Below are 21,036 nucleotides of genomic sequence, written 5' to 3' on the forward strand. Positions count from 1 at the left end.
TTGGTTTCGCTGGTTAAAACGAATCCCTTTTTGAGCCTGTTCAACCTACCATTCGTTCATCATCGCTGTTCCAGTTCTAAAAATGCAGACGCAAGAGCATCAATGGTGTCAGATGGCAACAAGGAGTACGTACCGATCGACCGAACAGCAATATCCGCAGCCCTTCCATGAACATACACGCCCATCAGCAGGGCCTCCAAAGGCGAGTACCCTTGGCCTAATAAAGCGGTTAGTATGCCTGTAAGAACATCGCCGCTGCCACCCGAAGCCATTCCAACATTACCCGTGCTGTTGAAATAGACCTCACCCCCCGGCGTGACCATGGCACTATTCGCTCCCTTGACCAGGATATATAACTGATATTGGGCGGCAAAAGCTTTTACTCTTTCAAGTTTTTCAAAATCCGTCTGCCAAGGCCCCAGAATCCGGCTGAGCTCTTTGGGATGTGGCGTCAGTATACTGTGTTTGGGAACAAACGACCATAAAGCAGAGTCCTTCGCAAGAATATTCAATGCATCGGCATCTAATACCAAAGGAGTATTGATTCGCCGAGAAAGGAATACTCTAAAAGCATCGACTGTTTGCTGACCGGTTCCCATACCGATACCGATCCCTACAGCCTGGTATGGAGCTAGCTGAGGAAATTGTGCAATCAGCTGCTCTTCGTTGTCGTTTAGCACCATGACTTCTGGTATCGCGGTCTGGACGATCGAATATCCACAGGCAGGGATATAGGCTGTGGCCAAACCGCAACCGGCACGTAAGGCAGCCTTCAGCGCCAGCTGCACTGCTCCCATCTTTCCCTTGCTTCCACCAATTATCAGAATGTGACCGAAGGTACCTTTATGACCGAAGCGCTGCCGCTTACGATAAAACGAGTGTAAAAGAGGTCCGTCAACATAAAAGTAAGGAGTGACGGACTGACCAATAGCACGTTCGCTCAGTCCGATATTCAGCACGGAGAAGCCTTTTACGTAAGGTTGGTTTTCCGGCATCAATAGCGCCAATTTAGGTGACTGAAATGTATATACCCAATCCGCCTGTACGACGGGAACTTCCGGCCCCGTATGGCTATCCGCCAACAAACCAGAGGGCATATCAATGGAGTAGACGTAGGCGCCCGAATGGTTAATGGATCCGATCAAATTTGCCCATGTTACGGCCAGCGGACGACGCAGCCCATAACCAAACAGACAGTCCAATACGATTCCCTTCTTGGGGATATCGAGCCGGTCTTCAGGTTTCACGGTTCGAATAAGGTAATCCGGCAGCCGCTCCCGGTTTACCCGATTGTCTGATGAATAGGTCTCCGCATCGAGCAGGTAGACGTGCACCTCAGCCTGCTGCTGCTCCAATAATCTGGCCAACACCAAGCCATCTCCCCCATTATTGCCCTTGCCACAAAAAATATAAAACGCTTGCTGATCCAATCGGGGATAGCTGTTCCGAAGCTGTTCAAAAACAGCCGTTGCAGCACGTTCCATCAGTTCAATACTACTGATCTGCTGCTCCTTTATCGTTTCCGAGTCTATCTTGTCCATCTGCAGGGCAGATACTATCTTCATCGCTGCTGGTTTTCGACGAACGGCTCCATTGCACGTTCCGTTCCGCTAATTTACCCAGAAAAAAAAATCCGGCAAAGTACGGACCATGATTTACAAAAGAATGTTTTGGGATTTTGATTATATTTAGTAAAACAAGACAGTATATGAGAGTATCAACACTATTAAAGACCGTATTATGGTTTCAGGTTTTGCTCAGCTGCAGCCAGCCGAATACTGCGGTTTCCCAAGCCCAGCCGGAAAAACAGGCCATCGCGATGAAAGGCAGCGATCGCATGCCACTTATCGATGCGACAGGTATGACTATCAAATCCCGCTTCTTGCTACCGGGTGGTTTTGAACGTCCGGCTTATACAGAAAGAGAATTTGGTACTTTTCTGGAGAACCTACCTCTTTATCCCGCTGAAAGGGAGGTTCACTATTTCAATGGAAAAATCAAAGCACGAAATGATATATACAACAGCGTGGTGAAACTGGATATCGGAATACGGGACCTGCATCAGTGCGCCGACGCTGTCATGCGTCTACGGGCAGATTACCTGTATCGGCAAAAGCGATATCGGGATATCAAATTCAACTTCCTCTCTGACGGAAAGCCCAGAGCATACGCCAGCTATGTAAAAGGCGACTATTCCTACACCAAGTACTGGAAATACATGGAATATGTATTTGCATACGCCAACACAGCCTCCCTCCACGATCAATTGCCCACCGTAAAATCCACAGAAGCAGTCAAAATCGGGGATACATTCATACAGAAAGGCTCCCCGATCGGTCACGCAGTTATGGTAGTCGACCTAGCAAAAAATAAAGCGGGCAAAACAATCGTGCTACTGGCACAAAGCTATATGCCCGCACAGGAAATTCAGATATTGAATAACTGGAACGATCCCGCATTAAGTCCTTGGTACGATATCGATCAGGACATAATTCGCACCCCGGAATGGACCTTTTACCCCAAGAATCTAAAAACCTGGGAATAAATGGAACAAAAAAAGTGCACCCGAAAAATCTTTCGGGTGCACACACGATAACAATAAATCTAAACAGGCCCTGACAGGTCCCGCTGTCTTTGCTGCTGCAGGATGAAGTTTTACGCCGAAAGCTCCACCCCGCAAGGAATTCATTTACCAAGATATGAGGTATGGCCTAAAAATCCTACGTTTCTTTACGCAATCGTTGACGGAAATTCCTGACAATAATAATAAAAGATATTTTTGTCTTTTATTATTATTTCATACCTTTGCATCAGATAGTCATTTGCAAATGTACCCTATCCATATAAACAACCTCCGTCAGGAGAAACAGCTCTAAATCTTTTTTTTTAGCAAATAAAAGATAAAAAGGTATTTAAATATTTTATTATGATCACTGAAGCACAAAAAGACTTAATTAAAGGCACGATTCCCGTCCTAAGAGCACATGGTGTGGCTTTGACCAGCCATTTTTACAAACGCATGTTCACCCACAATCCTGAACTCAAGCATCTCTTCAACCTGGGCAACCAGCAAAATAGCAGACAGCAGACAGCGCTTGCCACGGCCGTGCTGGCTTATGCCGAACATATCGATAATCCAGCTGCCCTGCTATCTGCAGTTAAACATATCGGTCAAAAACACGCCAGTCTACATATTCGGCCTGAACATTATCAGATTGTCGGTAAACATCTGCTGGCTTCCATCCAGGAGGTTCTCGGCGAAGCAGCATCAACAGAATTGATTGAGGCCTGGAAAGTCGCCTATTTTCAGCTGGCTGATATCATGATCGGTGTGGAAAAACAACTTTATGACACAATGGTTCAGACCGAAGGTGGCTGGACAGGATGGAAACCTTTTCATATTGTAAAGGTCGTAGCGGAAACGGCCGAGATTCAGTCCATCTATCTCGAACCGACAGACGGCGGACGACTGCCTGCCTACAAACCCGGCCAATATGTAAGCGTACGTGTGTATCTGCCTGAGCTCCATCTTTACCAGCCACGGCAATATTCGCTTTCCGATGCTAGCAATGGCCGATATTTTCGCATTTCTGTAAAAAAAGAGGTACCTGCCGGTAAACCCCAGGGGATGGTCAGCAATTACCTGCATGAGTATTTTGAGGTTGGAAAACAACTGGAGCTGACAGCGCCCACTGGTTCGTTCCACTTGATCGAAAATGCACTGCCCCATGTCTTTATCAGTGGCGGTGTCGGGCAGACGCCGCTGATGGCGATGCTGGAACATCTGGCAGACACAAAAGCTGGACAGCCGATCACATGGATTCATGGATGTCGGAACAACGAACTCCATGCTTTCAAAAATCGCATTCAGAAGCTGCAAATGCAGCATGCTGCCATGACCTGCTTCTCGTTCTACGATGAGCCACAGGCCGATAGCCACAGTTTTGCCGGCTGGGTAGATCTGGCCAAAATAGACAGGGCACATCTCCCGCAACAGGCAAATTATTACCTATGTGGACCAGCCGGATTTATTGAAAAACACTTTCAGTACCTCACGGCTCAGGGCATAGATCCGGCAAACATTCATTTCGAAGAGTTCGGGCCTGCTTCTTTACAGCTCAACTGACAGACTTCAATTTAGCCATCCGTATTTTTCGCTTCCACAGGCGGATGGCTATACTTGATTTTGTACCTTTGCAAAAAGCAAGTACAGATTATGGGTATTTTTTCCAAAACATGTGAATACGGTCTTAGGGCAGTTTTTTTTATTGCACAAAGTTCCCAGGAAAACAAACGTGTGGGCATAAAAGAAATTGCAGAAAATATCCACTCTCCGGAAGCCTTTCTAGGTAAAATATTACAGAACCTAAGCCGTGCCGGCATCATCCGTTCGATGAAAGGACCTGGCGGCGGCTTTTACTTGGATGCGGCAGATATGGCCACGCCCTTATCGGAGGTCGTCAAAGCAATTGATGGAGACAATCTTTTCGTCGGCTGCGGCATGGGCCTTGAATTTTGTTCGGAACAGTACCCTTGCCCGCTACACCATGAGTTTAAAAGCATCCGCAACAGCCTGTCAGAGATGCTTCAGACAACGACAGTCGGTCAGTTTAACGATGAGCTGATCAAAGGTAAAATGCTGCTGACAAAAAACCACATTAACCCCGACAAGGGCGCAAACTAACGGGCCAAAGGCCACAATGGTCTCCCTATGTGCACCTAAATTTGCTACCCCATATACCTATTTTTTTCAAACTTCAAACAGCCACCGCATCCCTCGTCGGCGTCGGGAGCCGGCCTGTCGCAACCACAAGATTCCTTAGTAAAACATAAACTAATACATAATATAAAAAACAATAACACATTGATAAAACCATATTTATATATATAATACACCCGATTACACGGTTTTGAAGAAACGTCCATGCCTACGCTTATAACCGAATGAGCTACGCATAGTCTGCCAGAAGCTCTCAGGGCGGCGCCAAGATCGCTTTAGTTTACCCCGGGGCAGTCCACCTAACTGGAAGGTAAGCTGTTAACAAGCATTAAACCGTATAGCATCTGCTTTTTGATTGGGTGTATCAGTCAGCAAGTGGATAAGACAGTCTTTCTTGCAGGTTAAAAAACGCTGACAGGACACGAATACCTGGGTCAGACTGAGGAAACGAGCGAGTTGATTAGCCGTAGCGCAAAAAACAGGTGAAAATAATTTTTATTTTTTTGAATCAGAATATATTACACTACCTATTTAAACATAAAATACACTACAAAAAAGGCATAAAAATGGTCATTATCCGCTAAAAAGTATATGGATAAAATTTTAGCCATACCATGTAAAGTACAGGCAGCGGTTACAACAGCAGCTTGCTTGCCCGGTACGTCACCGGGTTATAGCGCCTGCGTACAGCTATACTTTCGACAACGAAAAGCGAATAATAGGTACCTGCACGCGCCCTCCCATCTCAGCAAAACATCTTTGATGCGTTATGGGCAGACACTCCAATCCTACATCCAATATCGGCTCCCATCCGCTATCAGACGCGACAACAACACATAAATAATAAACTCATTTACAATATCATAAGTACTATATATTAAACTATTTAATAAGATATTCAAGATAGCTTGGTATCTATTATCTTTGCTGTATAAAAATTGACTACGCCTTATCTTTTCCGCGGGAACGAACTGCTGATTTTTAAATTTATCACAAGTAAGAGCATCCACATCCCTGCACTCTGCCATATAGAGACCAAGGTCGTTTACCACTATCGCGCTCCCAATAGCTTTCGTGTTCACTTCTATACACAGTCGGGTAAGATCGGACATGTGACATTGAATCAGAAAGGTGCATTCGATTTTCTGCTGTTGCAACTCCGCAGGGAAAATCCACAGCTGTCCATTTTCATGCAAGACCGTTAAGCTCCCCCAGCCATCGAAGTCAAGGATAAATGTGATAAAAGGTGCCGTACATGTTAGGAAAATCTACAATAATTATCTAACTTGACTGGCTTTCACACAAACAACACGAGTAAACTATGATTAGATTGTTACCCTTTGACACTGCCGACTTTGACCGGTTCAAGTCATGGATCGAGTCTCCGGAACAGTTGATGCAATTTGCAGGCCCTTATTTTACCTTCCCCGTGACGGACGAACAGCTCATAAAGTATGTGGAGGACCCAAACCGCCAACCGTATAAGATCGTGAGAACAGACAACGGCGAAGTTATTGGCCACTGCGAACTGAATTTCGAACGCACCGTCCCCCGCCTGTCGCGTATACTGATTGCCAGCAATACGGAACGCAACAAAGGATACGGAAAGAAAACTGTGAATGCGCTGCTCAAGCTCCTGTTTGTGGACAGCAGCTATGATAGCGCCGATCTCAATGTGTATGCCTGGAACGCAAATGCCATCAGGTGTTATGAAAGCGTAGGATTCCGGATCAACGAAGGTGTACAGACCGAAGTCTTGATCGGAAATGAAAAATGGACGGTACTGAACATGTGCATCAGGAAAACGGACTGGATGGTCAGGACACAATGAAAAAAGCATCCTATCCGGTTTAACGCCCGACGGGAAATACCTGTTTTCCATGTTAAAACATCAGTGATCTGTCTCATGAAGCAACAAACAGCGTATTGCCGGTTGCAACATATAACCAGCGGCACTAGGCTAGATAGGGATAGAAAGCCACTTTGATGGTTTGCCTATAATCCGACAACGCATCCATTTCATACCGACCACCAAGTACCGTGAAACTGGAGCACCAAAAATCCGACACGATGAAAATCTGACGAACAAAACCTCTCCATACAGACGCTGGAATATTGCTCCGAAAAACTCCTGCATCGGTGTAGTGTTCAAAAAGTACCATAAACTGCTGCTCCCTGCGGGCAACCAGCCGCTTATAAGACTCAGCAATAGCAGGTATCCATGCGCAGATTTCAACAAAATTGACAAAGATAAACGTATACTTGTCGATCAGCCGGTAAGATCCTTCAATAAATACATCCAGCAACTCTTCAAACGGAGCGTCGTTTTGCCCAAAGCGAATCACCATCTGATCGTACTCCGACTGAAGCTGCTCAAAAATCCTCAGGACGATGTCCTCGGTGTGCTTAAAATGATAATGCAGATTGCCCGCACTAATCGCCATTTCCTGCGCAATATGTCGTGTGGTAACGGTACGTATACCATGCTTGTTATACAAACGCAGTGCGACGCTAATAATTTTTTCTTTCGTATTCATGACACAAAATTAGAACAATTGTTCTAATTTTACACAATAAAACTAATTTAATGGGTATGAAGAATGAAAATTGGCTAAAAAAGCAATACATGGACTTAAAAGAGACACTGATCCCAATTCGTTCCAATGATAGTCCATGGAAGAAATTCGGCAAACAGACGGCTTTTTTTATGTTTCTAACCTTAATGTTATGCGGCGCTATAGCTATGTTGATTGCCATTTCTTTTGCGCACTAGGAAAGGCACTTTTTGACGGCTTATTTTTGTTTTACTGGGCCTGCTGGTTTTTCATCCGTTTTACCCGGCTGAGCGGCGTCCCCATTCCGCTATTGAACAGCTGGCTGACCGATTTTGTGTTTGTGCCAATTATCGTTCACTTTTCCGCTGTCGCAGGCAGCTTCATCTTTAACCGAGGCCGGGCATATGGTTACCCTTTGCACCAGATCTGGCTTATTTCTGCGCTGGCATCACTACTTTTCGAAGGTATAATGCCCCGCTATACTGATTACAATACGGCTGATATATATGATGTGATAGCATATTTTGCGGGCGGACTGTTTTACTACCTATGTCACCAGCCCCGATATATGCGGCATCACCTTACACGGCCGCTGAGCAGGGATTAGCCTCCTCCCACCTATCGGCAGGGTAAAGCGGAGCCTGGAATATAAGAAAATATTCGGATCTTAGTAAGATAAACCAAAAGACATGAGCAGAATCAAAACAAAAAGAACATGTCCCAAAGGACATCATTTCTATAAAAGTACAGACTGTCCCACTTGTCCCATATGCGAAAAAGAAAAAAAAACAGACGGTGGCTTTCTCGAAGCATTGAGCAGCCCTGCACGAAATGCGCTGCTTAACCATGGCGTCGATGATATCGAAAAGCTTGCCCAGACCTCCGAGGCAGAGCTGCTTAAACTGCACGGCTTCGGCAAAGCTTCGCTTCCTTTACTTAGACAGATATTGCAGGAACATGGCTTAACATTCAGCAGATAAACGGCAACTCTCCGAAAATCCCCCCAATCCGCGCATACCTGTACGCTGCGCGAATGAGGGCTTTATTCGGTTACCGCATTATGCTTCTTCACCGGAGTCATGGGGCACAACTTCGGTGACCTGGGCACCTTGCTTGGCCGTTTTAAACTTAAACCTGACTTTCTGGTTCAGCTGCAGCTTCCATCCAACCAGACGATCGTTAAAATAGACTGACTGCTGGGTCTCATTGTCCCGGATAAAACCGTAGCCCGACGTCTCGTTATAGTGTACTACCTTTCCAAGGGAATAGGTATCCTGCGCGACTGACAAATTCGCCCGCTCAGTCTCCGACAGCTTCACCGGAGGTCTGTCGGATATGTTCCCGTACTCGTCGACGTAAGCAAACATTTCCTCAAGACTCTTTCCTTTGTCGTTATTGGTTTTATTGAATTCTTTTTTTTCGATTTTATGCTGCTTCTTCAGCATCTTCTTTTTTTCGCGTTCTTTTTTGTTAAATGTGATTTGGCTTTTGCTCATTCAAAATGGATTAAATAGATGTTCCCAAGGAGTTTACGAACCTTTAGAGCTTTATAGAAAAGATAAAAATGCGAGGTGTTCTAAGGAGATAATGTCAAAGATACGAAAAATATTGCGGAAATAAAACATACCGCGGCTAGATACGGGGTGGCTGCCGAAGCTGCATTATGGCAATAGCGGAACGAAACCAATTTACCAGAGGTGGGATACTTTGGAAAAAAGAGCGTTTTTTTGTAAAACAAAAATCCAGTTTGGGCGTTATTTTTGAAAAAACAATTTATGGAAGTAAAAAATATCGAAAGAGAGGACAAGGGCAACTTCATTGCGGAAATTGAACAGGAAGAAGCTGGAATCCTAGAATATACCTGGCAGAGTGAAAATGAATTTTCCATCGACCATACCGAAGTATATGATGAATATAAAGGCATGAGCGTCGGTAAGAAACTCGTTCTCGAAGCCGTGGACTATGCCAGGAAAAATGACGCCAAAATTATTCCCATATGTCCATACGCCAAATCCATATTCGACAAGACGCCTGCTTTTCAGGATGTGTTAGCATAAAAAAGCCGTTTTATTGATATAAAACGGCTTTTAATTGATATATCAGCGGATTTAAACGACAATATTGATTATTTTTCCCTTGACAAAAATAATCTTTCTGATCGCCTTGCCGTCCAAATGCTTCTGCACATCTACATGGGCCCTGACAATATCCTCGACTGCGTTCTGATCCAGATCCAGCGCCAATGGCAGGTTGAATCTCATCTTGCCATTGAATGATACAGGATAGGCAAACTCGGACTCGACCAGATATTCTGGTTTGAAGGCTGGATATGCAGCGTACGACAAAGTCCCCGGTTCATTCCCCAACAAGGACCACAGCTCCTCCGTAATGTGCGGCGCATAGGGCTGCAACACGACAATCAGCTGCTCCAAAATCTGTCTTTTGTTACATTTTAAATCGGTCAGCTCATTGACACAGATCATAAAGGCAGATACCGAGGTATTGAACGAGAAACGTTCGATATCCTCTTCCACTTTTTTTATGATCTTATGCAAAGCCTTAAATTCTGCTTTTGAAGGCTCTTCATCAGAGACCGTAAAATGACCTTCGGCATCATGAAACAAACGCCATACCTTGCGCAAGAACTTGTACACCCCCTCAATACCGTTGGTATTCCAAGGCTTTGCCTGCTCCAAAGGTCCGAGGAACATCTCGTAAAGCCGTAAGGTATCGGCTCCATAAGACTCAATGATATCGTCGGGATTCACAACATTGAACTTCGACTTGGACATTTTCTCCACTTCGCTGCCACAGATGTATTTGCCGTTTTCCAGAACAAATTCGGCGTTCGCAAAATCAGGTCTGAAATTTCTGAATTTTTCCAGATCCAGGATATCGTTGACCACAATGTTCACGTCCACATGCAACGGAATGGTATTGTACTCATCCCGTAGCCCGTAGGATACAAATTTATTGGTACCTCTGCCTTCCGCATCGAGCACACGATAGACAAAATTGGAACGTCCCTGAATCATTCCCTGATTGATCAGCTTGCGGAACGGTTCCTCCTCATTATGGTAGCCTAGATCTTTTAGAAACTTGTTCCAGAAACGTGAATACAATAAATGGCCGGTTGCGTGTTCAGAACCACCGATATACAGATCTACGGCTTTCCAGTAGTCCACAGCTTCCCTGGAAGCAAAGTGTTCTTCATTTTTAGGGTCCATGTACCTAAACCAATACCACGAGGAGCCCGCCCAGCCCGGCATGGTGCTCAGTTCATATTCGTATTGATCTTCATATTTCCAGTCCTTTGCACGCCCCAATGGTGGCTCACCCGATTCCGTAGGCAAATATTTATCCACTTCCGGCAGCAACAAAGGCAATTCCTCTTCCTTGATTAAATACGGCAAGCCATTTTTAAAATATACAGGCACCGGCTCGCCCCAATAGCGCTGACGACCGAAAATAGCATCACGCATCCGGTAATTGATCTTAGCCTTTCCTAATTTCAGTTCTTCCAGTTTGGCAATCAGCGCCGGAACAGCTTCCTGGTACGTCATGCCGTTGATAAAGCCCGAATTGATATATCGGCCGTCCTTATTGGGATCGGCCTGCTCCTCGATCTGCTGGCTATCAGATATCGGAATGATCTCGAGGTTAAAATGCTTCGCAAAAACGTAATCCCGCTGGTCACCGCTCGGCACAGCCATGACCGCTCCTGTCCCATAGCCTGCCAACACATAGTCTGCAATCCAGATCTGCACATCCTGACCGGATATCGGATGCTTGGCATAGGAGCCTGTAAAGGCACCTGACACGGTCTTGGTATCTGCCATGCGGTCCAATTCGGATTTTTTGGAAGTCTTCTCGATATATGCTTCTACTTCGGCTTGTTGCTCTGTCGTGGTCAGCGCACTGACTAGTTCGTGCTCTGGCGCCAATACCAGGAAAGAAACCCCAAAAATGGTATCGACGCGTGTCGTGAATACTTCAATGGTCGTATCTAGTTGTGGAACGGGGAACTTCACCGATGCCCCTACAGATTTTCCGATCCAGTTGCGCTGCATCTCCACCAAGGGTTCGGGCCAGTCAATGCTGTCCAGCCCCGCCAACAGCCGATCCGCATAGGCGGTAATCCGCATCGACCATTGCATCATCTTCTTCTGCTCTACAGGATAGCCACCCCGCTCAGACACCCCATTGATCACCTCATCGTTGGCCAATACAGTGCCTAAAGCGGCACACCAGTTGACTGTACTTTCACGCAGATAAGCAATCCGGTATTTTAGCAGTTCGCGTTGCTGCTTTTCTTCATCAAAGGCGTTCCATTCGGCTGCGGTGAATTCCAGGACATCCTCATCCGAAACAGCCTGAACACCGGCCGATCCAGTAACGGAGAACCTTGCGGTCAAGCTCTCAATAGGTTCGGCCTTGTCCGATTCCTTATTGTACCAGGAATCGAATAACTTCATAAAAACCCACTGTGTCCATTTATAATATGCAGCATCGGAAGTGCGTACTTCCCTGCTCCAATCATAAGAGAAGCCAATGTTATCCATCTGCTCGCGATACCGCTTGATATTGACTTCGGTTGTTACCGCCGGATGCTGGCCCGTTTGTATCGCATATTGTTCCGCTGGAAGTCCAAAAGAATCATAACCCATTGGATGCAGTACATTGAAGCCTTTTAAGCGCTTATATCTTGAAAAGATGTCCGAAGCAATATATCCCAGTGGGTGGCCAACGTGTAGCCCCGCACCGGAGGGATAAGGGAACATATCCAATACATAGTATTTTGGCTTCTGATGCGAATCTGATGTCTTATAGGTCTGATGATCCGCCCAGAACTTTTGCCACTTTTTCTCTATTGATTTGTGATTATAGTCCATTTTTATTCGTAAGGAATTTTTATGACTTGCGAAATTACGATTTTAATACTGAAATATGATAAAAGTTTTGTAGTTTGAACAATAAATGATAGTATTGAAAAGTTATTAAACGTGGGTAGAAAAAAGACATTCGAATTGAATTTTATCAAAGTAATTACAAGATTAATTCGAAATCTTCGGCTCAAATAGTTACTTTCGCAAATAAATTTTTGCTTATTATGTCAGAATACGAATTAAGCACACAAAAAAGAAAAACAAAATCTGTATATGTCTCCACAGTGATCAGTATTGCGTTGGTCCTGTTGGTCACGGGTATGTTGGGATTGCTTTTGGTGCACGCCAAAAATCTTTCAAAGTATGTTAAGGAAAACATCGTACTGAATGTCATCGTCAACGACGGTACGAGCGAAGGCGATGTGCTCACCTTACAAAAAGATCTGGACAAAGATCCTTATGTGCTCCGTTCTGAATATATCAGTAAAGAGATAGCTGCAAAAAACCTGAAAGCAGATCTTGGTGAAGATTTCGTCCAGTATCTCGGTCACAATCCATTGCTTCCTTCATTGGATGTGTACATGAAAGAAAACTACGCCAACACTGACAGCATTAAGACCTTTATTGAAAAGATCTCCAAAAATAACAAGATCAAAGAAGTGGTCTATCAGGAATCACTGATCGACATGGTGAATAAAAATGTGCGTATCATTGGTATCATTGTACTGGCCTTTGCAGTTATTTTATTAATTATTGCAGTGGCTTTAATAAATAATACCATCCGACTGGCAATCTATTCGCAACGCTTTTTGATCAAGAGTATGCAGCTGATCGGGGCGACCAAAAATTTTATTCGCACGCCTTTTATTACGTATGGTGTCATTCATGGCCTGCTGGGTTCACTGATCGCCATCCTGTTGCTGATCTTAACCCTCAAATTCGCACAGCAACAGATCCCCGAGCTGATCTTTTTACGTAACTGGTTTGAGTTTGCCGTTATTTTCCTGGGTGTGATCCTGCTCGGTATTTTGATCTCGGGGCTCAGTACCTATTTTGCGGTAACAAAATATTTAAAAGCACAGTCTAACGATTTATACAGATAAAATGGCTCAGATAAAGAAATCTACTGAATCCAGAAATAAAGGTTCATTTGTATTCACAAAAGTAAACTACCAACTATTTATTGCTAGCCTGGTGGTGGTGATCATCGGTTTTGCGCTCATGTCGGGAGAAACAGATATTTATAGTTTCACGAAGATTACCCTGGCCCCCATTGTTGTGGTCCTGGGATTCGCACTGGGATTTGTAGCCATCCTCTACCGCCCCAAAAGCACTAAAACAGAAGAATAACTTATTTCGCACTGATGTCTATTATTGAAGCTATTATCCTCGCTATTATCGAAGGATTAACCGAGTTTTTGCCTGTCTCCTCCACAGGTCACATGATTATTGCAACGGCACTGATGGGTATACAGCCCTCGGCCTTCGTCAAATTATTTACTATTGTCATCCAGCTGGGAACGATATTATCCGTCCTGGTACTTTATTATAAACGTTTCTTTAGATCGCTTTCTTTTTACTATAAACTGATCATTGCAGCCATTCCGGCTTCGGTATTAGGCCTATTGTTCAACGACTACATTGATTCTTTGCTGGAGAGTCCCTTAATGGTGGCCGTCATGCTCGTAATCGGAGGTGTTGTCCTATTGTTTGTCGACAAATGGTTCAACAAGCCTACTGTGGATGATTCGGACCATGTTTCCTATAAACAGGCCTTTATGATCGGAGTCTACCAATGTCTCGCGTTAATTCCGGGCACCTCACGTTCGGCAAGTACTATTATTGGTGGTATGGCCGAGAAGCTAACACGCAAAGCCGCTGCCGAATTTTCGTTCTTTTTGGCTTTGCCGATGATGTTTGGTGCTTCGGTGGTTAAACTACTGAAATTCTTTAAAGAGGGCAATACCTTTACCGGCGACGAACTCAATCTGCTGATCATCGGCAACCTGGTTGGCTTTGTTGTCGCTATCGTGGCGATCAAGTCGTTTATCGGTTATTTGACAAAGTATGGATTCAAGGCTTTTGGCTGGTATAGAATTGTCGTCGGACTTATTATCCTCGCCCTGCTCCTATCAGGCCATAGTTTACAAATTATCTAAAGTAATTCATGGAAAATATAGAGGTTAGTGAAGGCGAAGCAAGATTCAATTTTGCTGAAGGTGAAATGTTGTTGATCGATAAACCTTTGACATGGACGAGTTTCGATGTTGTTGGAAAAATCAGAAACTCGCTTAAACCCTTAAAGCTAAAAGTGGGGCATGCCGGCACTTTGGATCCCCTGGCATCGGGACTGCTCATTGTATGTACCGGCAAACTGACGAAGAAGATCGACAGCTATCAGGCTGAAGACAAGGAATATACCGGCACCATTACCTTAGGTGCCACCACGCCGTCCTATGATCTGGAGACTGCGGTCGATGAAACCTTTCCTATAGAGCATATTACAGAACAGCTGATTCTGGATGCGGCAAAGTCCTTTGAAGGTGAGATCCAACAGTTCCCACCGGCGCACTCAGCCATTAAAATCAACGGCGAGCGCGTCTATGAAAAAGCACGCCGCGGTGAAGAGGTGGAAATCAAGTCGCGACTGGTACGTATCAACAGCTTTATCATTGAAAAGATAGACCTTCCTGTGGTCCATTTCCGCATATCCTGCTCCAAGGGAACATACATCCGTTCCCTGGCCCATGACTTTGGAAAAGTGCTGCACAGTGGATCACACTTAAGTTCCTTAAGACGCACAAAAAGTGGCGACTACCGGGTCGAAAATGCCTGGAACCTTGAACAGCTCATCGCGGAAATAAAACGTCATAAAGAAATCATTAAATAACCTGAGCGGCCCGACTTATTGATTCTTTATCTTATTTTTGCAAAAACTCCTATAAATGAAAATCTACAGAAGTTTAGAAGATTTCTCCCCCGTTGAAAATGCAGTCGTTACCATCGGAACTTTCGATGGTGTCCATATCGGCCATCAAAAAATATTAGCGCACTTAAAAGAAGCCGCTCAGAAAATTAACGGCGAAACCATATTGCTGACTTTCTTCCCGCATCCCCGATTAATTATTAATCCGGATGACGACAGTCTGCGGCTCATCAATGATATTGAAGAAAAAGTTAGCCAGTTGAGCAAGGTCGGCATCGACCACCTGATCATTATTCCCTTTTCCCGGGATTTTTCCAACCAATCTCCTGAAGAATATATCAGTAATGTGCTTGTGGGTAAATTGGGTACCAAAAAGATCGTTATCGGCTATGATCACCATTTCGGGAAAGACCGTAAGGGCTCCTTGCAGGATCTAGAACAATTTGCATCCATTTTTGATTACAGCGTGGACGAAATACCGGAACAGGATATTAACGATATAGCGGTTTCATCAACCCGTGTGCGCGAGGCGCTGATCAAGGGTGACATCAAAACCGCAAATCTCTATCTGGGCTATCCATTTGAGCTGACCGGAACGGTGATACGTGGTGATCAGATCGGCCGCACCATCGGATTCCCAACGGCCAATCTGCAGGTACATGAGCCGCATAAATTGATACCTGCTTATGGGATTTATGCTGTAGAAGTGCATATTTACAACCATATTCAGAATATTACAACGGGCGAATACCACGAAGAAAGCCCAGTTTCGGTTGCCAAAGGCATGGGGTATATCGGCACAAGACCTACTGTGGACGGCATGAACCGCGCCATAGAAATCAGTCTTTTCGATTTTAACGAGGACATCTATGGCAAGACCTTACGTGTCAAGTTCCTGCATTTTATCCGTCATGACGAGCGATTTAATTCACTCGAAGAGATGAAAGCACAGATCAAGGAAGATGAAGTGAAAATAAGAGCACTCATTGGTTAATCATAAAAAAAGCGGGACGTCCCGCTTTTTTTATGACAATGCATCAGGCCAGCAGTGCCTCGATGCCGAGTCTATAACTGTCAAGACCAAAGCCGCAGATCACCCCTTTGCAGTTTTTGGCGAGAAAAGAATGATGGCGGAACGCCTCCCGCTGGTGCACATTACTGATGTGCACTTCAATGACGGGCGTGTTGATTGCCGCTATGGCATCGCCAATTGCCACAGACGTATGTGTGTAGGCGCCTGCATTGATGACAATACCGTCATATTCAAAACCCACCGCGTGGATTTTATCAATCAGAGCGCCTTCCGAATTGCTCTGGTAATACTCCAGGTGAACAGTGTCAAAACGCTGCTTTAGCTCTTCGAAATAGCTCAAAAAATCCCGGCTGCCGTAGATGGATTTTTCCCTTACTCCCAGAAGATTCAAATTTGGTCCATTTAATACAAGGATCTTTTTCATCGGTATATGGATATTTTCAATGGTTGATAATGCCCGGCATACCAAAGTTCGGTACGCCGGGCCGGTTTATGTAATGACTGAACCACCATCCTGGCCCGAAGAGCGAAGGATCGTTGTTTCTGTCGCAAATAGATGCTGCCCTGCTGCTACAAATCGTTATAAATAGCCCGGAAGCTCGAGCGGAGACCAAAAGTTACCACGCCTGATTTGTTGACCACAGGTGTCTCATATTGTGCTTTCGCATATCGCTGCATGTACCCCAGTTCTAAGCGTAGGTTGTACTTCGGATTCAGCACGTAGGCGGCTCTCGCATCGGCATAATAAATGTTGTTTTTGATCCCCTGTGCGATATGATTCCCATATAAATTGGGGATTGTATTATACGACTGAAAAATATTACCGCCCATATTGCTGCCGTCGGGTAGGTCAAGACCATTTTGGGTATACATCCCTTGCAGGGAAAAATCCCAGCGGTCCCAGGCATAGTTGACTAATCCAACTAGTTCCCTAAAGTTGGCGCCTTTTGGATGTGCCAAAGGTTCGGCATTGTTGCTATAGTTGGAATATGACTTGAAGTGAGCATAAGTATAGGGACGCGCTGTATTATATTCCGCCAGGAAATTTAGATTTTTGACACCAAACATGTTATAGCCTCTTACCCCTAGCTGCGCCCCCCATTTGTTGTGCGCGTAACCGTTTCCAGCAAAAAATTCTTTCGCGGTAAATTCGCCCAGAAGAAATTGGCCATAGGCAGTTAAATTGTATGGTAGCTTATATTTTGAAGTCAGCCCCAAAAACATTTTATCCGGAGATGTACGGTTGTTACTCTCCACCGGACGAATAAATATGATTGGACTCAAATAGCTGAAATCAAAACCTCTTTTTCCTCCGTCATCCTGAGCAGCCCATACCACAGATTGAAAGAATCCCAGTGATAGTCTGTTTGTGACGTTCCAGTCCAGGTATTGGAAGGCGCCCCATTTTTTTCCATCACCGAGACGTTTATTGTTCTGCCCTTCCATCGGAAATACGCCTGTCAGATCCTGTCTGGGATGTGTCGGGTCATTCATATAAGCCCAGATGGAGGTATATTGAACATTACCAATCGTTCCCGTCAATTTCAAATGGGCATAATTGGAGGAGAAATCAGATAACAACATGGAGCGATAGCCATCTCCAATGAAATTTTTATCATAGGCTAAAGTAACCTGCACATATTTATGCGCGTCATATGACATACTAGCCGTGGCATACATCCAGTCCATCTTGTTCTTCGATTGAAACTTGGTGTTTCCCTGACCGGGAATGACCTTGTTGGCAACGATATAGTCGTCCAGATATTTCGGAAATACTGCCTGGCTTTCAAATGCCGAGGTATTAAATGTAAATTTGTTTCCCACATTCAATCCCACCTGAAATCCACGTCCGTTCATCCATGTACGACGCTTGTCTCCCTGCAGATCCTTTCCGATATACATATCAGGCAGAAAGTCAGCGTAAAAACTGTAGTCATCTTTGTCTACTTGTACCAAATGCTCATTAAAAATCTTGCGCATAAACCAGTTGGATGAAGAAACCGGCTTGTTGGATTGAATGGAATCGAACTTCGCCAACAACAGCGAATCCTTGATAACAAAGGGTTTGGCTGAAGTATGCATCCTTGTATCCGTCGAATAAACCACATCATTCATCTTCTGATAAAAATGATAAGAATAGGGCTGGCTCTTAATTTGTCCAAAACCTGAAAAGGACACCCCTACTCCGATGCCTGCCAATACTATCCGAAGTAAATTATTTTTTTTTGATATATGAAGCCTCATAAAATTAATTCAAGATTATTTCTTCTAGCAAAATGCATTCCAACTGCAAATTAACCGAATAAAAATGACTTAAAGAAAATACGCGTTCAGATTTATAATGCTAAATCGTATTTGCTATTCCTTATATCTAAAAATATTTCTATCTTGCATTTTATTAAATAACCGTAGTATACTAAAATCTAGCCCTAATAAGCATGAAACGCAGAACATTTATCCAAAATGCAACCTTACTGACCGCTGGAGCATTGGCGGGCAGGTACTCTTTTGCTCAGGAGCATTCCTTTCCGACGGTACGCACGCCCAAAGAAAAAAGACTTTTCTCCAGCAAAGTAATTGAAGATGCCATCGCCGAATTCCAGAAAAATGTAAAAAACAAAGAACTGACCTGGTTATTCAACAATTGCTTCCCCAATACATTGGATACAACGGTGTTCCCGTATGTGCAAAACGGCAGAAATTACACCTATGTAATTACTGGGGATATTGATGCCATGTGGCTCAGGGACAGCAGTGCTCAAGTATGGCCGTACCTGCCCTTCATGAAGAAAGATAAGAAGCTACAGGACCTTATTGTAGGTTTGATTCAGAAACAAAGCAAGTGTATCAACATTGATCCTTATGCTAACGCTTTCTATAATGACCCGAATAAAAAGGGCGAATGGTTCAGTGACCATACCAGCATGAAACCGGGGATCCACGAGCGGAAATGGGAGATTGACTCGCTATGTTATCCGATCCGTCTGGCTTACCATTATTGGAAAGAAACGAATGACAGCAGCCCGTTTAACGAGGAATGGCTGGAAGCTCAACACAAGATTTATCAAACATTTGTGGAACAGCAGCGCAAAGATAGTCTGGGGCCCTACAAATTTGAAAGAACGACCTCCCGTGGGTCAGATACCTTGCAGGTTGACGGATACGGATATCCGGTGAATCCGGTAGGATTGATCTGTTCGAGTTTCCGGCCTTCGGACGATTCGACGATTTTTTCGTTTTTGATTCCATCTAATCTTTTTGCGATTGTCAGTCTGAGACAGGCAGCAGAAATCCTAAGAAAAGTAAAAAACGAGCAAAATCTTGCAGGAAAGATGGAAGCACTGGCCGATGAAGTGGAAGCTGCAGTCAATAAATACGGCATTATTGATCATCCGACACTGGGCAGGATATATGCCTTTGAAGTGGACGGATTTTCAAGTCATCTGATGATGGATGATGCAAATATCCCCAGCTTACTGGCTTTACCTTACCTCGGAGCGGTCGACGTGAATGATGAGGTCTACCAACGCACCCGCAACTTTGTGCTATCCGAGAAAAACCCGTTCTTCTTTAAAGGTACAGCGGCTGAGGGCATAGGTGGCCCCCATATCGGCCGTGACATGATCTGGCCAATGTCCATCATTATGCGTGCGCAGACATCACGTGATGACGAGGAGATCCGCAGTTGTATCAAAACCTTGGTCAGCACCCACGGTGGTACTGGCTTCATGCACGAATCATTTCATAAAAATGATCCAAAAAAATTCACCAGACACTGGTTTGCCTGGACCAATACATTATTTGGTGAATTAGTTTGGAAAATCTACAAGGAAAAACCATCTTTGCTTCAATAAAAACTAAACTTATAACGCAATGTTATAAGGGCAGTAACTTATAGCATTGCGTTATGGATAAAACATCACCTTCTGGACCTATCGGAATATTCGACTCCGGCTATGGCGGTCTTTCGGTATTCAAAGAAATTCAACAGCTGCTGCCACAGTACGACTATATCTATCTCGGCGACAACGCCCGTGTTCCTTACGGCACCCGCTCTTTTGATACCGTATATAATTATACCAAGCAATGCGTTTTTAAATTGTTCGAAATGGGCTGCAACCTGGTTATACTCGCGTGTAACACGGCTTCGGCCAAAGCCTTACGGACCTTACAGCATAATGACCTTCCGGCAGGCAAGAAAGTGCTCGGTGTTATCCGTCCGACGACGGAGATCGTACACAACTACACCAAGACCAATAAAATTGGTATTCTGGCAACTACCGGAACTGTTAAATCTGAATCGTATAAAATCGAAGTCCATAAGTTTAATCCCGAAATCGAAGTTTTTCAACACGACTGTCCTTTTTGGGTTCCTCTGGTAGAAAATAACGAGATCAATACCGAGGGCGCGCACTATTTTGTACAAAAAGATATTCGCGAGCTCCTGCAACAATCGGATCAGATTGATACGATTGTATTGGCCTGTACACACTATCCGCTTTTGCTGCCCGTCATCGAGAAATATGTACCCAAAGCTGTTACGGTCATCTCCCAGGGACCTATCGTCGCCGGCAGCCTGCAAGATTATCTGCATCGCCACGCCGAAGTTGAGGCTTCCTGCTCGAAAAACGGACAATTGGCTTTTTATACCACCGATGATCCTCGGGATTTCGAAACAAAAGCCCAAATATTCTTCGGAAAGCCGGTCGATGCTAGCCATATCAGTGTTTAACCAGTTCCACAAAGAAACACAAACTGCCGCGACAGCTGACCGTATTTGCTTATATGAATATCAGAAACGGTCACTGGTCAATCAAAGACAGCCGGCCGCTACCGAAAATAGCTATTTTCGCAAAAAGCACGGATTTTATAAAACTTTTGCCGCCTACTTTTCGTTATTCAGGTAAAGGAGAGTA

22 protein-coding genes are annotated in these 21,036 nt (G+C 44.5%); 16 read left to right on the plus strand and 6 right to left on the minus strand.

Features of this window, described 5'->3' with window-relative positions; all coding sequences use genetic code 11:
* Positions 1 to 59: 59 nt before the first annotated feature.
* Positions 60 to 1,565, minus strand: coding sequence for a bifunctional ADP-dependent NAD(P)H-hydrate dehydratase/NAD(P)H-hydrate epimerase (locus FGL37_RS23810; protein WP_028068441.1), 1,506 nt, complete (start codon positions 1,563 to 1,565; stop codon positions 60 to 62).
* A gap of 143 nt (positions 1,566 to 1,708) precedes the next feature.
* On the opposite strand from FGL37_RS23810, the gene FGL37_RS23815 reads away from it, so the two are divergent.
* The 6 genes from FGL37_RS23815 (at position 1,709) to FGL37_RS23840 (ending at position 6,551) form a co-directional block, all read left to right on the plus strand.
* A complete protein-coding gene (locus tag FGL37_RS23815) occupies positions 1,709 to 2,545 on the plus strand; it encodes a DUF4846 domain-containing protein (protein WP_028068442.1) in 837 nt (278 codons plus the stop codon).
* 381 nt (positions 2,546 to 2,926) lie between these two features.
* Positions 2,927 to 4,126, plus strand: coding sequence for an NO-inducible flavohemoprotein (hmpA, locus tag FGL37_RS23820; RefSeq protein ID WP_232048767.1), 1,200 nt, complete (start codon positions 2,927 to 2,929; stop codon positions 4,124 to 4,126).
* A 90-nt stretch (positions 4,127 to 4,216) separates the two neighbouring features.
* A complete protein-coding gene (locus FGL37_RS23825) occupies positions 4,217 to 4,684 on the plus strand; it encodes an RrF2 family transcriptional regulator (protein ID WP_028068444.1) in 468 nt (155 codons plus the stop codon).
* 627 nt (positions 4,685 to 5,311) lie between these two features.
* A complete protein-coding gene (locus tag FGL37_RS25885) occupies positions 5,312 to 5,560 on the plus strand; it encodes a hypothetical protein (RefSeq protein WP_138097059.1) in 249 nt (82 codons plus the stop codon).
* A gap of 98 nt (positions 5,561 to 5,658) precedes the next feature.
* Entirely contained in the window at positions 5,659 to 5,925 is a 267-nt protein-coding gene (locus FGL37_RS23835) for a hypothetical protein (RefSeq protein WP_138097061.1), read from the plus strand.
* A gap of 116 nt (positions 5,926 to 6,041) precedes the next feature.
* Complete coding sequence (locus FGL37_RS23840) at positions 6,042 to 6,551, plus strand: GNAT family N-acetyltransferase (RefSeq protein WP_028068446.1); 510 nt, start codon at positions 6,042 to 6,044, stop codon at positions 6,549 to 6,551.
* A 124-nt stretch (positions 6,552 to 6,675) separates the two neighbouring features.
* Here the strand turns inward: FGL37_RS23840 and FGL37_RS23845 are convergent, their stop codons facing one another.
* The gene (locus FGL37_RS23845) at positions 6,676 to 7,257 is read right to left on the minus strand and encodes a TetR/AcrR family transcriptional regulator (protein ID WP_051606467.1); all 582 of its coding nucleotides are present in this window, start codon (positions 7,255 to 7,257) and stop codon (positions 6,676 to 6,678) included.
* A gap of 190 nt (positions 7,258 to 7,447) precedes the next feature.
* Between FGL37_RS23845 and FGL37_RS23850 the strand changes: the two genes are divergently transcribed.
* Positions 7,448 to 7,882, plus strand: coding sequence for a hypothetical protein (locus FGL37_RS23850; RefSeq protein WP_138097063.1), 435 nt, complete (start codon positions 7,448 to 7,450; stop codon positions 7,880 to 7,882).
* Positions 7,883 to 7,964: 82 nt separating this feature from the next.
* Positions 7,965 to 8,255 (plus strand): DNA-directed RNA polymerase subunit alpha C-terminal domain-containing protein, encoded by a 291-nt coding sequence (locus FGL37_RS23855; protein WP_028068449.1) that lies wholly within the window; start codon positions 7,965 to 7,967, stop codon positions 8,253 to 8,255.
* Positions 8,256 to 8,333: 78 nt separating this feature from the next.
* Here the strand turns inward: FGL37_RS23855 and FGL37_RS23860 are convergent, their stop codons facing one another.
* Entirely contained in the window at positions 8,334 to 8,771 is a 438-nt protein-coding gene (locus FGL37_RS23860) for a cold-shock protein (RefSeq protein ID WP_028068450.1), read from the minus strand.
* Positions 8,772 to 9,050: 279 nt separating this feature from the next.
* On the opposite strand from FGL37_RS23860, the gene FGL37_RS23865 reads away from it, so the two are divergent.
* Entirely contained in the window at positions 9,051 to 9,332 is a 282-nt protein-coding gene (locus FGL37_RS23865) for a GNAT family N-acetyltransferase (RefSeq protein WP_028068451.1), read from the plus strand.
* Between the two features lie 51 nt (positions 9,333 to 9,383).
* On the opposite strand, the gene leuS is transcribed toward FGL37_RS23865, so the two are convergent.
* The gene (gene leuS, locus FGL37_RS23870) at positions 9,384 to 12,167 is read right to left on the minus strand and encodes a leucine--tRNA ligase (protein ID WP_028068452.1); all 2,784 of its coding nucleotides are present in this window, start codon (positions 12,165 to 12,167) and stop codon (positions 9,384 to 9,386) included.
* A 218-nt stretch (positions 12,168 to 12,385) separates the two neighbouring features.
* On the opposite strand from leuS, the gene FGL37_RS23875 reads away from it, so the two are divergent.
* The 5 genes from FGL37_RS23875 to FGL37_RS23895 are packed head-to-tail and all read left to right on the plus strand — an operon-like array spanning position 12,386 to position 16,081.
* A complete protein-coding gene (locus FGL37_RS23875; protein ID WP_028068453.1) occupies positions 12,386 to 13,264 on the plus strand; it encodes a cell division protein FtsX in 879 nt (292 codons plus the stop codon).
* Position 13,265: 1 nt separating this feature from the next.
* The gene (locus FGL37_RS23880) at positions 13,266 to 13,511 is read left to right on the plus strand and encodes a DUF3098 domain-containing protein (protein ID WP_028068454.1); all 246 of its coding nucleotides are present in this window, start codon (positions 13,266 to 13,268) and stop codon (positions 13,509 to 13,511) included.
* A 14-nt stretch (positions 13,512 to 13,525) separates the two neighbouring features.
* A complete protein-coding gene (locus FGL37_RS23885; protein WP_028068455.1) occupies positions 13,526 to 14,320 on the plus strand; it encodes an undecaprenyl-diphosphate phosphatase in 795 nt (264 codons plus the stop codon).
* A gap of 8 nt (positions 14,321 to 14,328) precedes the next feature.
* Positions 14,329 to 15,051 (plus strand): tRNA pseudouridine(55) synthase TruB, encoded by a 723-nt coding sequence (gene truB / locus FGL37_RS23890; protein ID WP_028068456.1) that lies wholly within the window; start codon positions 14,329 to 14,331, stop codon positions 15,049 to 15,051.
* Positions 15,052 to 15,106: 55 nt separating this feature from the next.
* Positions 15,107 to 16,081 carry a bifunctional riboflavin kinase/FAD synthetase gene (locus tag FGL37_RS23895; protein ID WP_028068457.1) on the plus strand — a complete coding sequence of 325 codons (975 nt, stop codon included), beginning with the start codon at positions 15,107 to 15,109 and terminating at the stop codon, positions 16,079 to 16,081.
* Positions 16,082 to 16,124: 43 nt separating this feature from the next.
* On the opposite strand, the gene aroQ is transcribed toward FGL37_RS23895, so the two are convergent.
* Both aroQ and FGL37_RS23905 read right to left on the minus strand, forming a co-directional pair.
* Positions 16,125 to 16,544 carry a type II 3-dehydroquinate dehydratase gene (gene aroQ / locus FGL37_RS23900; RefSeq protein WP_028068458.1) on the minus strand — a complete coding sequence of 140 codons (420 nt, stop codon included), beginning with the start codon at positions 16,542 to 16,544 and terminating at the stop codon, positions 16,125 to 16,127.
* Between the two features lie 146 nt (positions 16,545 to 16,690).
* The gene (locus tag FGL37_RS23905) at positions 16,691 to 18,364 is read right to left on the minus strand and encodes a hypothetical protein (RefSeq protein ID WP_037532129.1); all 1,674 of its coding nucleotides are present in this window, start codon (positions 18,362 to 18,364) and stop codon (positions 16,691 to 16,693) included.
* Between the two features lie 194 nt (positions 18,365 to 18,558).
* Here FGL37_RS23905 and FGL37_RS23910 point away from each other — a divergent pair, with 194 nt between their 5' ends.
* Both FGL37_RS23910 and murI read left to right on the plus strand, forming a co-directional pair.
* Complete coding sequence (locus FGL37_RS23910; RefSeq protein ID WP_028068460.1) at positions 18,559 to 19,974, plus strand: glycoside hydrolase family 125 protein; 1,416 nt, start codon at positions 18,559 to 18,561, stop codon at positions 19,972 to 19,974.
* Between the two features lie 53 nt (positions 19,975 to 20,027).
* A complete protein-coding gene (gene murI, locus FGL37_RS23915) occupies positions 20,028 to 20,852 on the plus strand; it encodes a glutamate racemase (RefSeq protein ID WP_028068461.1) in 825 nt (274 codons plus the stop codon).
* Positions 20,853 to 21,036: the final 184 nt, after the last annotated feature.

The sequence above is a fragment of the Sphingobacterium thalpophilum genome, assembly GCF_901482695.1.
GTDB lineage: Bacteria > Bacteroidota > Bacteroidia > Sphingobacteriales > Sphingobacteriaceae > Sphingobacterium > Sphingobacterium thalpophilum.

Coding starts and splice junctions, on each gene's coding strand:
- FGL37_RS23880 (WP_028068454.1), top strand. CDS start 13,266: ATGGCTCAGATAAAGAAATCTACTGAATCCAGAAATAAAGGTTCATTT.
- leuS (WP_028068452.1), bottom strand. CDS start 12,167: ATGGACTATAATCACAAATCAATAGAGAAAAAGTGGCAAAAGTTCTGG.
- truB (WP_028068456.1), top strand. CDS start 14,329: ATGGAAAATATAGAGGTTAGTGAAGGCGAAGCAAGATTCAATTTTGCT.
- FGL37_RS23845 (WP_051606467.1), bottom strand. CDS start 7,257: ATGAATACGAAAGAAAAAATTATTAGCGTCGCACTGCGTTTGTATAAC.
- FGL37_RS23910 (WP_028068460.1), top strand. CDS start 18,559: ATGAAACGCAGAACATTTATCCAAAATGCAACCTTACTGACCGCTGGA.
- FGL37_RS23905 (WP_037532129.1), bottom strand. CDS start 18,364: ATGAGGCTTCATATATCAAAAAAAAATAATTTACTTCGGATAGTATTG.
- murI (WP_028068461.1), top strand. CDS start 20,028: ATGGATAAAACATCACCTTCTGGACCTATCGGAATATTCGACTCCGGC.
- FGL37_RS23885 (WP_028068455.1), top strand. CDS start 13,526: ATGTCTATTATTGAAGCTATTATCCTCGCTATTATCGAAGGATTAACC.
- FGL37_RS25885 (WP_138097059.1), top strand. CDS start 5,312: ATGGATAAAATTTTAGCCATACCATGTAAAGTACAGGCAGCGGTTACA.
- FGL37_RS23865 (WP_028068451.1), top strand. CDS start 9,051: ATGGAAGTAAAAAATATCGAAAGAGAGGACAAGGGCAACTTCATTGCG.
- FGL37_RS23875 (WP_028068453.1), top strand. CDS start 12,386: ATGTCAGAATACGAATTAAGCACACAAAAAAGAAAAACAAAATCTGTA.
- FGL37_RS23825 (WP_028068444.1), top strand. CDS start 4,217: ATGGGTATTTTTTCCAAAACATGTGAATACGGTCTTAGGGCAGTTTTT.
- FGL37_RS23895 (WP_028068457.1), top strand. CDS start 15,107: ATGAAAATCTACAGAAGTTTAGAAGATTTCTCCCCCGTTGAAAATGCA.
- FGL37_RS23860 (WP_028068450.1), bottom strand. CDS start 8,771: ATGAGCAAAAGCCAAATCACATTTAACAAAAAAGAACGCGAAAAAAAG.
- aroQ (WP_028068458.1), bottom strand. CDS start 16,544: ATGAAAAAGATCCTTGTATTAAATGGACCAAATTTGAATCTTCTGGGA.
- FGL37_RS23855 (WP_028068449.1), top strand. CDS start 7,965: ATGAGCAGAATCAAAACAAAAAGAACATGTCCCAAAGGACATCATTTC.
- FGL37_RS23850 (WP_138097063.1), top strand. CDS start 7,448: ATGCGGCGCTATAGCTATGTTGATTGCCATTTCTTTTGCGCACTAGGA.
- FGL37_RS23810 (WP_028068441.1), bottom strand. CDS start 1,565: ATGAAGATAGTATCTGCCCTGCAGATGGACAAGATAGACTCGGAAACG.
- hmpA (WP_232048767.1), top strand. CDS start 2,927: ATGATCACTGAAGCACAAAAAGACTTAATTAAAGGCACGATTCCCGTC.
- FGL37_RS23815 (WP_028068442.1), top strand. CDS start 1,709: ATGAGAGTATCAACACTATTAAAGACCGTATTATGGTTTCAGGTTTTG.
- FGL37_RS23840 (WP_028068446.1), top strand. CDS start 6,042: ATGATTAGATTGTTACCCTTTGACACTGCCGACTTTGACCGGTTCAAG.